The organism is Cellulomonas biazotea, from assembly GCF_004306155.1.
GTDB classification, from domain to species: domain Bacteria; phylum Actinomycetota; class Actinomycetes; order Actinomycetales; family Cellulomonadaceae; genus Cellulomonas; species Cellulomonas biazotea.
The window spans coordinates 1-9845 of record NZ_BIMR01000217.1; the positions used below are offsets into that span (position 1 = coordinate 1).

Below are 9845 nucleotides of genomic sequence, written 5' to 3' on the forward strand. Positions count from 1 at the left end.
GGCGCGGCCGCCGCGGCCGCCGCCGACTGACCGGAGCCCGACCGACCGGAGCCCGACCGACCGGACCCGGCGGGCCGAACCGACGCGGCCCGGCGGGGCCCGACCGGCAGGGGTGCGGCGGCGGCGCCGGGTGATCCGGCGTCGTTGCGGCCGGTCGTGCGCCGCCGCGCCCCCGCGCAACGGGCAAGATGGAACCCCCTGCACCGGGGCCACGCCGACCCGGGAGGACCTTGATGGCAGCAGCGGCCCTGTACCTCGCCGCGGCGCTCGTGGGCGGGCTCGTGGCGGTGCTGCTGCGCCTGCCGCCGCTCGTCGGGTTCCTCGCCGCCGGGTTCGCGCTCGGCGCCGGGGGAGCTCCGGAGCTGCCGTACCTCGAGCCGATCGCCGAGTTCGGGGTCGTCCTGCTGCTGTTCGCGATCGGTCTCAAGCTCGACGTCCGCACGCTGCTGCGCCGCGAGATCTGGCTGACGACCGTCGCGCACCTGGTCGTCAGCGTCGCGCTCGCGGTCGGGTTCATCGGCCTGCTCGCGGTCGTCGGGTTCGGGTTCGTCGCCGACGAGTCGTTCCGCGCGCTCGCGCTCGTCGGGTTCGCGCTCGCGTTCTCCTCGACGGTGTTCGTCGTCAAGGTGCTCGACGACCGGTCGGACACGACGTCGCTGTACGGGCGGATCGCGGTCGGCGTGCTCGTCATGCAGGACGTCGCCGCCGTCGCGTTCCTGTCGCTGTCGAGCGGCGAGGCGCCGAGCCCGTGGGCGCTGCTGCTGTTCCTGCTGATCCCCGGCCGGTGGGTCCTGCACCGCATCTGGGACCGCGTGGGGCACGGCGAGCTGCAGGCGCTGTTCGGTGTGGTCGTGGCCGTCGTGCTCGGCTACGGGCTGTTCGAGGCGGTCGGGATCGACGGTGACGTCGGCGCGCTCGTCGTCGGCGTGCTGCTCGCGTCGCACCCGCAGGCGGGCGAGCTGTCCCGGTCGCTCATGACGTTCAAGGACCTCATGCTGGTCGCGTTCTTCGTGCAGATCGGGCTGCACGGCACGCCGCACCTGCTCGAGATCGGCCTCGCGCTGCTCCTGCTGCTGCTCCTGCCGTTCCAGGTCGCCGCGTACGCGGTGATGCTGTGGCTCATGCGCCTGCGGCGGCGCACGTCGTTCCTCGCGGGGCTCGTGCTGTCGAACTACTCCGAGTTCGGGATCATCGTCGTCGCGGTCGGCGCCTCGACGGGGCTGCTCGACGAGCAGTGGGTCGTCGTCGTGTCGCTCGCCGTGGCCTTCAGCTTCGGCCTGTCGGCGATCGTCAACCGCCGCGGCGTCGAGCTCGCCTCGCGGTTGTCCCGCCTGCTCCCGGCCCGCGACAGCGACCGGCTGCACCCGGACGACCGGCTCGTGGACGTCGGGGCCGCCGACGCGCTCGTCCTGGGCCTGGGCCGCGTGGGCGCCGCGACGTACGCGCGTCTGCGCGACGAGTACGGGCTGTCGGTCGTCGGCGTCGAGCACGACCGCACGCGCGTCGCCGCGCTGGAGGACGAGGGCTTCGAGGTCGTGCGCGCCGACGCGACCGACCTGGAGTTCTGGAACCGCGTGCAGCGCGCGGGCCGCGTGAAGATGGCCGTGCTCGCGATGCCGTTCCACAACGCCAACCTCATCGCCCTCGCGCGCCTGCAGGCCGCCGGGTTCGCGGGCAAGGTCGCCGCGGTCGCCCGGTACGACGACGACGTGAGCGAGCTCCAGCGGCACGGCGCGGACGCGGTGTTCCACCTGTACGGCTCGGCGGGCTTCGCGCTCGCGGACCACGCGGCTGAGGTGCTGCTGCAGGGGCGCGGAGGGACGCCGCCCGTCAAGCACCCGCCGGCCCGTCCGGGCGACGAGCTCGACGTGCTCGACCCGCTCGACCGGCACGCCGAGCCCGCGTAGGACGACGGTCAGGCGCGCAGGCGGTCCAGCCACGCGGTGAGGGCGGCGGCGGTCTGCTCCGGCTGGTCCAGGTGCACGTTGTGCCCGGCGGCGTCGAGCAGGACGAACGACGCCCGCGGGTAGTGGTCCAGCCGGCGCCACGCGTCGACGTACCCGACGACGTGGTCCTGGCGGCCCGCGAGGACGAGGGTCGGCTGCGTGAACGGCTCGGGCCAGGCGACCTCGGGTGCGGCGTCCAGGTCGTAACGCGCGCGCAGGAGTGCCAGGGCCGCCTCGTCGGCGCCGTCGACACCGGGCTGCACGTGGCGGCGGTAGGCGTCGAGCCCGGCGGCCGACTGGACGACCGCCATCTCGGCGTAGCCGCTCGCGACGTCGCGCGGGGCGGCGGACAGCGCGGCCGGGTCGGTGTGCAGCACAGTGCGGGGCGGGAGCGTGCGGGCGTCGGGGTCGGCGGCCCACAGCCCGGCGACGGTCGCGAGCCCGAGCACCTGGTCGCGCAGCTCGTGCGCGACGCGGCGCGCGATCATGCCGCCGTACGAGCTGCCCAGCACCGCGAACGGCGTGCTGCCGAGGCGCTCGCGGACCGTCGCGACGACCAGCGCGGCGACGTCCTCGCTGCTGGTGACGTCCCCGACGGGCGTCCCCGCGGTCCACGGCAGGTCCACGTACAGCCGGTGCCAGCCGCCGTGCGCGGCCAGGACGGGGTCGAGCGGGAGCAGGATCCGGTGGTCGACGCCGAACCCGTGGAGCAGGATGACGGGGGTGCCGGAGCCGCGTTCCTCGATGTGCACGCCGCGCACCCTAGATGTGGGCACCCACACCAGGCGCCGGCCCCCGCGCTCGGGGGCGTCGTGCGGGGCGGAGACGGTCGGGCGTCAGGAGAGGCCCGCGACCGACTCGGACTCCTCGATCGACGCGAGCCACTGCTTCTTGCCGGCGCGCCAGCCCTCGTCGTCGGTCCCGAGCCGCCAGTAGCCCGACACCGAGAGGTGCTCGCGGGTGATCCCGCGGTCGGCGCGCAGGTGGCGGCGCAGCTCACGGACGGCACCGGCCTCGCCGTGCAGGAATGCGCTGACGGGTGCGGGCAGCTCCGGCAGCGCGAGGACGGCCTCGACGAGCGCGACACCGGGCACGCCGATGCCCGAGTGGACCCACTGCACGCGGACGCCCGCGGGCGCGGCGAGGGGCAGCTCGTCGTCGGGCTCGTGCACCTCGACGACCACGTGCCCGACGGCGTCGGCGGGGAGCCGCTCGAGCGCGACGGCGATCGCGGGCAGGGCGCTCGCGTCGCCGACGAGCAGGTGCGACGCCGCGTCGGGGGCGGGCGACCAGGCGCCGCCGGGGCCGATCAGCAGCACCTCGTCGCCGGCCTTCGCACCCGCGGCCCACGGGCCGGCGACGCCGTCGTCGCCGTGCACGACCAGGTCGAGCGTCAGCTCGCGCGTCGCGGGGTCGTACGTCCGGACCGTGTAGGACCGCAGCCGCGGGGCGTCCTGCGGGTCGAGGGCCGCGCGGACCGCGTCGAGGTCGAGCCGGCCGTCGTCGCGGCGCGGCCGGTGACCGTCGGCGGCGGGCGGCAGGAAGACGAGCTTGACGTAGGAGTCCGCGTGGGGCGACGGCTCGAACGCGTCGAGCCCGGGACCGCCCACGACCACGCGGACGAAGGAGCGCGAGAGCCGCTCGGTGCGCAGCACCTCGGCGACGAGCGGGGCGGGACGGGGACGGGCGGGCGCGTCGGTCACCGGGTCACCGTAGTCGCCGCCCCTGTGGTCCGCGCGGGCGGCCGTCCGGTCGTCCAGCCCGTGGTCCGCCGCGGGTCGTCGGCCCCTCCCGGCCCGAGCTCAGCGCTGCTCGGCGGCCCGGTCGAGGTCGCCGTCGAGGTCGGTGTTGAGGCGCGTGAGGACGTCGGCGAGCGTGCGGCGGTCCTCGGTGGACCAGCGGCGCAGGATCTCGCCGTAGACCTCGGCGCGGACGGCGCGCGTGTGCTCGAGGGCGCGTGCGCCGGCCTCGGTCATGGTGACGACGGCCCGGCGGCCGTCGGCGTCGTCGCGTCCGCGGGTCACGTACCCGGCGGTCTCCATGGCGAGGACCTGACGGGTGACGGTCGAGCCGTCGAGGCGCAGGTGGGCGGCGATCTCGTTGATGCCGGAGGGTCCGGCGAGCGCGAGGTGGCGCAGCGCGAGGTAGGCGGACCGTTCGAGCGTGCCGTCGAGGCGGTTGCTGCGACGGCGGTTGCGGTCGGCGAGGCGCAGCAGGAGCGCGACCTGCTCCTCGACGTCGGGGACGGGGTCGTCCATGGGGTCCTCCGGGGATCGGGACTAGGGGCACCGTACCGACGGACGCCTCGTGCGACGGACCGCGCGGCCGGCCGTCCGGACCGTCGGACCAGGACGCCGCCGACGTCGTCCTCAGGGGCCCGACGTCCCCGCCAGCAGTCTTCGGCCGACCTCGTCGACCGGGTCGGCCACGTCGGACAGGACCGCGACAGCACGGCCCGCGTCCCGGTCCACCCCGACGAACGACGCGAAGCCACCGGTCATGCCGTTGTGCCAGACGACACGGCCGGACGGGCCGGTACGCGTGAGCCAGAACAGCCCGACGCGGTCGTCCGGGGTGAGGTCCGACCGTGGTGCGAGCGCGGCCGCACCGGGCACCGACCCGTCGAGCATCGCAGCGACGAGCCGCGCGAGGTCGCCCGCGGTGGAGCGCACCGCGCCCGCGGGTGCGAACCCGTCCATGACCCACGGCTCCTGCCGCCGACCCGAACGGCTCGTGCCCGGCACGAGCCCGCCGTCCGAGCCGTCGGGGACCGTGGTGCGCGTCATCCCCAGGGGACCCGTGACCCGGTCCCGCAGCAGCGCGCCGTACGGGACGCCCGCCCGGGCGGCGAGGGCCTGCCCGACGAGCGCCGCCCCGAGGTTCGAGTACTCCGGGCGCGGGTCCGCGGCCACCGGGGTCCGTGCGGCGGCGGCGAGCAGCGCCGGCCCGTCGATCCCCGCGTACGGGTTGCGGCCGCGCAGCGTCGCCCAGGTGCCGCGAGCCAGGAACCGCGGGTCGACGGGCAGCCGCGGCACCCCTGCGGCGTGCGCCGCGACCGCCCCGAGCCGCACGTCGGCCATCGCCCCGTCGCCGAGGTCCAGGTGGTCGCCGAGACGGTCGTCGAGCGTGACCTCGCCGCGCTCGACGGCGTCGGCGAGCAGCAGGCCCGTGAGGCCCTTGGTGGCGGACCCGATCTCGAACGCGGTGGAGTCGTCCGCGCCCAGACCGGCGTACGTGGTCCGCCCGCCCGCGACGACGGCGACGGCGAGCCGTCGCGTCCGCACGTCGGCGGACGCCGTGCGGACCGCGGTGGCGAGCGCGGCGTCGCCCGTCGTCCCGGTGGTGGGCACGGGGCGGTGCCGGCCGCGCAGCAGGGGAGTCATGCGGGGCTCCTCGTCGTCGGACGACGCGAGGCGCACCCCGGGCGCCGAGCCGGTGGCTCGGACCGCGAGGTGCGCCTCGGTGCCGTCGGAGGCGGTCGGTCGGTCAGACCGTCAGACGTCGCGCCGCTTCATGAGGAACGCCGCGAGCGCCACCAGGACGACGACCCACGCGACCAGGACGCCGTAGCCCTGCCAGGCCGACAGGTTCGCGCCGACCTCGCTCATCGAGTTCATCATGTCGTTGAGCTCGTCCGGCTGCGTGATCTTCGACCCCGCCGTCGCCGGCAGGAACGGGCTGATGTACTGCAGCGGCTTCCACGGGATCGCCGACATGACGGTCTCGATGACGAGCAGCAGGCCGAGCACGGTGGCGAGGGCCGCCGCCGAGTGCCGCATGAGCGCACCGAGCGCGAACGCGAAGATCGCGATCGTCGCGAGGTACAGCGCGCAGCCGCCGAGGACCCGCAGGGCCTGCCCGTCGGACAGGTCGATCGCGAGGTCCTTGCCGCCGAGGATCAGCACCTCGACGAGGTAGCCGAGGGCCACGGCGACGACGGACGCGGCGAGGATCGTCGAGAACAGGACGACGATCTTCGACCACAGCACGGGCGTGCGGCGCGGGGCCGCGGCGGCGCTCGAGCGGATCATGCCGGTCGTGTACTCGCCGGTGATGGTGAGGACGCCGAGCACGACGACGGCGAGCGACGCCATGTTGACGGCGGGCACGAACGCGGCGTAGCCGAACGCCGGTCCCTCGCCCCCGCCGCCGCCCTCGCCGGGGCCCATGTTGGCGGCGCCGAGCGCGCTCACGGCGGCCACGAGGCCGACCATGACGACGACCATGATCGAGAGCGTCCAGACCGTGGAGCGCACCGTCCAGAGCTTGATCCACTCGGCGCGCAGCAGGTGCCCGAACGACACCTTGTACGGCGACGCCGCGGCCGGGCCGGCCTTCGTGAGGGCGGGCGTGGTGCTGGTGGTCGTGCTCATCGGGCCTGCTCCTGGCTCGTCGTCGTGTCGGCGTGCGGGACCTCCGCGGAGTGGTACTCGACGGCGTCCGAGGTGAGGCTCATGTACGCCTCCTCGAGGGAGCCGCTGACCGGCGTGAGCTCGTGCAGGACGAGCCGTCCCGCCGCCGCGACCTCGCCGACGGCCTCCGACGTGGCGCCGTGCACCTCGAGCAGCCCGGGCGACACGGCCGTGACCGTGACCTCGGGCGAGGCGAGCAGCCCGGCGAGCTCGGTGGCCTGGGGGGAGCGGACCCGCACGGTGGCGCGGGTGGCACGGGCGACGACCTCGTCGACGGGGGCGTCCGCGATGATGCGACCGCGGCCGATGACGACCAGGTGGTCGGCGGTCAGCGCCATCTCGCTCATGAGGTGCGAGGACAGGAACACCGTCCGGCCCTCGGAGGCGAGGTACTTCACCAGGTTGCGCACCCAGAGCACGCCCTCGGGGTCGAGGCCGTTGACGGGCTCGTCGAGGATGAGCGTGCGCGGGTCGCCGAGCAGCGCCGCGGCGATGCCCAGCCGCTGGCCCATGCCGAGCGAGAACCCGCCGACGCGGCGCTTGGCGACCGCGTCGAGGCCGGTCATCGCGATGACCTCCGCGACGCGGCTCTCGCCGATGCCGTGCGTCGCGGCGAGCGCGCGCAGGTGGTTCCGGGCGCTGCGGCCCGTGTGGACGGCCTTCGCCTCGAGCAGCGCGCCGACCTCGGTGAGGGGCGAGCGGTGCTGGGCGTAGGGGCGGCCGTTGACCGTCACCGAGCCGTGCGTGGGCCGGTCGAGGCCCATGATCATGCGCATCGTCGTGGACTTGCCGGCGCCGTTCGGGCCCAGGAAGCCCGTGACCTTGCCGGGGTGCACCGTGAACGAGATGCCGTCCACGGCGGTCTTGCTGCCGTACCTCTTCGTCAGGCCCTGGGCCTCGATCATCGTCTGTCCTCATGTCGGGGAGCGGTGACGTCCTCGACCCTAGGCGGCCGGGGATGACGTGGGCATCCGTCGTCGGACGGATATCGGCCTCGGGGTCACCCTGAGATCTGATCAGGGTGGCCGACCGGGTCAGACCTTGGAACGATCTGAGCATCGTCCGCGTTCCGTACGATGAACGACCCGTTTTCCTGCCAGCACCCGTCGACCCACCGTCTGCCCAAGCCGTCCCGGAGGACGCCATGAGCAACCCTGTCTTCAGCAACAGTCCCGTCTTCGGCGACCCGAACGACAAGCGCGTCCGCGAGGCGCGCGCGCGTGCGGGGGTGGGGGCGACGACGACGCAGACGATCGACGCCGTCACGCTCGACAAGATGTACGAGGCGCCGTCCGCGACGCCGCGCGAGACGGGCCGTCTGACCTACGACGACGTCATCATCAAGACGGCGGGCGTGTTCTCGCTGCTCGTCGTGAGCGCCGCGGTCACGTGGACCCTCGTGCCGGGGCTCTGGATGGTCGGCGCGGTCGTCGGCCTGGTGCTCGGCCTGGTCAACGCGTTCAAGCGCGAGCCCAGCCCGGTCCTCATCGCGCTGTACGCGGTCGCGCAGGGCATGTTCCTCGGCGGCATCAGCCTGTACTTCGAGCAGCAGTGGCCCGGGATCGTCGTGCAGGCCGTCCTCGCGACGTTCTCCGTGTTCGCGGCGTCGCTGTTCCTGTTCCGCTCGGGTCGCGTGCGCGTCACCGGCAAGTTCGTCCGCTGGCTGCTCATCGCGATGGTCGGCTACCTGGTGTTCTCGCTGGTCAACGTGGTCCTCATGTTCGTCGTCCCGAACGGCGGCGAGTTCGGCCCGCTGCGTGCCGGCTGGCTCGGCGTCGCGGTCGGCCTGCTCGCGGTCGGCCTCGCCGCGGCGAGCCTGATCGTCGACTTCGACTCGATCAAGCGCGGCGTCGAGCAGGGCGTCCCGGCCAAGTTCGCGTGGTCCGCGGCGTTCGGCCTCACGGTCACGCTCGTGTGGCTGTACCTGGAGCTGCTGCGGCTCATCGCGATCTTCCGCGAGTGACCTCGGGGCGGCCCCGTCCGCCCCGCCTCGCCTGTCCGGCCGGTAGCGCGCGTCGAGTGCGCTACCGGCCGGTAGCGTCTTGTGGGTGAAGTACGCCGAGCACATCTCCGAGCTGGTGGGCGGCACGCCCCTGGTCAAGCTGTCGTCCGTGACCGAGGGCCTGACGGCCACGGTCCTCGCCAAGGTCGAGTACCTGAACCCGGGCGGCTCCGTGAAGGACCGCATCGCGCTGAAGATGATCGAGGCGGCGGAGGCGAGCGGCGAGCTGCGCCCCGGCGGCACGATCGTCGAGCCGACCTCCGGGAACACGGGCGTCGGGCTCGCGCTCGTCGCCCAGCGCAAGGGCTACCGCTGCGTGTTCGTCTGCCCGGACAAGGTCAGCCAGGACAAGCGCGACGTGCTGCGGGCCTACGGCGCCGAGGTCGTCGTGACGCCCACGGCCGTCCCGCCCGACCACCCCGACTCGTACTACTCGGTGTCGGACCGGCTCACGCGCGAGATCGAGGGCGCGTGGAAGCCGAACCAGTACGCGAACCAGAACGGTCCGGCGAGCCACTACGAGTCGACGGGCCCGGAGATCTGGGCCGACACCGACGGGCGCGTCACGCACCTCGTCGCGGGCGTCGGGACGGGCGGCACGATCACCGGCACGGGCCGGTACCTGCACGACGTGTCCGCGGACCGGCCCGAGGCGGACGGCGGTCGCGTCGTCGTCGTCGGCGCGGACCCGCTGGGCTCGGTGTACTCGGGCGGCGACGGGCGGCCGTACCTCGTCGAGGGCGTCGGCGAGGACTTCTGGCCGACCGCGTACGACCCGGCCGTGCCCGACGCGATCATCGCCGTCTCCGACGCGGACTCGTTCGCGATGACCCGCCGCCTGGCACGCGAGGAGGGTCTGCTCGTCGGGGGCTCGTGCGGGATGGCCGTCGAGGCGGCGCTGCGGTACGCCCGCGACCTGCAGGAGCGTGACCCGGAGGCAGCCGCGCGGGCGGTCGTCGTCGTGCTGCTGCCCGACGGCGGGCGCGGGTACCTGTCGAAGATCTTCAACGACTCGTGGATGCGGTCGTACGGGTTCCTCGCCGCCGACGAGGGGTCCACGGTCGCCGACGTGCTGCGCACCAAGACGGGCACGCTGCCCGACCTCGTGCACACGCACCCCACGGAGACCGTCCGGGACGCCATCGAGATCCTGCACGAGTACGGCGTCTCGCAGATGCCCGTCGTCGGTGCGGAGCCGCCCGTCAAGGTCGGCGAGGTCGCCGGGTCGGTGAGCGAGCGGGACCTGCTGGACGCCGTCTTCTCCGGCAAGGCCACGCTGTCCGACCGCGTCGACCGGCACATGTCGGCGCCGTTCCCGCTCATCGGGGCGGGGGAGTCGGTGGACGACGCGCGCGCGGCGCTGCAGGGGGCGGACGCGCTCATGGTGGTCGACGACGGCGCGCCGGTGGGTGTGCTGACCCGCCACGACCTGCTGGGCTTCCTGGCGCGCTGACCAGGCGGCCCCGCCTCCCTCGACCGGGCCCG

Annotated in this window: 9 protein-coding genes; 3 read left to right on the forward strand and 6 right to left on the reverse strand. The window is 74.3% G+C overall.

Annotated features, from left to right (window positions below):
* The first annotated feature begins 233 nt into the window (after positions 1-233).
* Entirely contained in the window at positions 234-1907 is a 1674-nt protein-coding gene (locus CBZ_RS13795; protein ID WP_130782096.1) for a cation:proton antiporter domain-containing protein, read from the forward strand.
* Between the two features lie 8 nt (positions 1908-1915).
* Here CBZ_RS13795 and CBZ_RS13800 read toward each other — a convergent pair whose 3' ends face one another.
* From CBZ_RS13800 to CBZ_RS13825, 6 genes are all read right to left on the reverse strand, one after another.
* On the reverse strand, positions 1916-2698 hold the full coding sequence (locus tag CBZ_RS13800) for an alpha/beta fold hydrolase (protein ID WP_246013386.1): 783 nt from the start codon (positions 2696-2698) through the stop codon (positions 1916-1918).
* A gap of 84 nt (positions 2699-2782) precedes the next feature.
* On the reverse strand, positions 2783-3649 hold the full coding sequence (locus CBZ_RS13805; RefSeq protein WP_130782097.1) for a siderophore-interacting protein: 867 nt from the start codon (positions 3647-3649) through the stop codon (positions 2783-2785).
* Positions 3650-3748: 99 nt separating this feature from the next.
* Positions 3749-4204, reverse strand: a complete 456-nt coding sequence (locus CBZ_RS13810; RefSeq protein WP_130782098.1) for a MarR family winged helix-turn-helix transcriptional regulator — start codon at positions 4202-4204, stop codon at positions 3749-3751.
* Between the two features lie 111 nt (positions 4205-4315).
* Positions 4316-5329 (reverse strand): serine hydrolase domain-containing protein, encoded by a 1014-nt coding sequence (locus tag CBZ_RS13815; protein ID WP_130782099.1) that lies wholly within the window; start codon positions 5327-5329, stop codon positions 4316-4318.
* A 111-nt stretch (positions 5330-5440) separates the two neighbouring features.
* Positions 5441-6319, reverse strand: coding sequence for an ABC-2 transporter permease family protein (locus tag CBZ_RS13820; protein WP_130782100.1), 879 nt, complete (start codon positions 6317-6319; stop codon positions 5441-5443).
* Positions 6316-7263, reverse strand: coding sequence for an ABC transporter ATP-binding protein (locus tag CBZ_RS13825; protein WP_130782101.1), 948 nt, complete (start codon positions 7261-7263; stop codon positions 6316-6318). Before CBZ_RS13825 ends, CBZ_RS13820 begins: the two co-directional genes overlap by 4 nt.
* Before the next feature lie 239 nt (positions 7264-7502).
* On the opposite strand from CBZ_RS13825, the gene CBZ_RS13830 reads away from it, so the two are divergent.
* Both CBZ_RS13830 and CBZ_RS13835 read left to right on the forward strand, forming a co-directional pair.
* Positions 7503-8321: a Bax inhibitor-1/YccA family protein gene (locus tag CBZ_RS13830; protein ID WP_130782102.1), complete on the forward strand. Its 819-nt coding sequence runs from the start codon at positions 7503-7505 to the stop codon at positions 8319-8321.
* A gap of 85 nt (positions 8322-8406) precedes the next feature.
* Complete coding sequence (locus CBZ_RS13835; protein WP_130782103.1) at positions 8407-9813, forward strand: cystathionine beta-synthase; 1407 nt, start codon at positions 8407-8409, stop codon at positions 9811-9813.
* Positions 9814-9845: the final 32 nt, after the last annotated feature.

Bases quoted from the DNA above. Each gene is read 5' to 3' on its own strand.
- CBZ_RS13795 (WP_130782096.1), top strand. From the start codon at position 234: ATGGCAGCAGCGGCCCTGTACCTCGCCGCGGCGCTCGTGGGCGGGCTC.
- CBZ_RS13810 (WP_130782098.1), bottom strand. From the start codon at position 4,204: ATGGACGACCCCGTCCCCGACGTCGAGGAGCAGGTCGCGCTCCTGCTG.
- CBZ_RS13815 (WP_130782099.1), bottom strand. From the start codon at position 5,329: ATGACTCCCCTGCTGCGCGGCCGGCACCGCCCCGTGCCCACCACCGGG.
- CBZ_RS13820 (WP_130782100.1), bottom strand. From the start codon at position 6,319: ATGAGCACGACCACCAGCACCACGCCCGCCCTCACGAAGGCCGGCCCG.
- CBZ_RS13825 (WP_130782101.1), bottom strand. From the start codon at position 7,263: ATGATCGAGGCCCAGGGCCTGACGAAGAGGTACGGCAGCAAGACCGCC.
- CBZ_RS13830 (WP_130782102.1), top strand. From the start codon at position 7,503: ATGAGCAACCCTGTCTTCAGCAACAGTCCCGTCTTCGGCGACCCGAAC.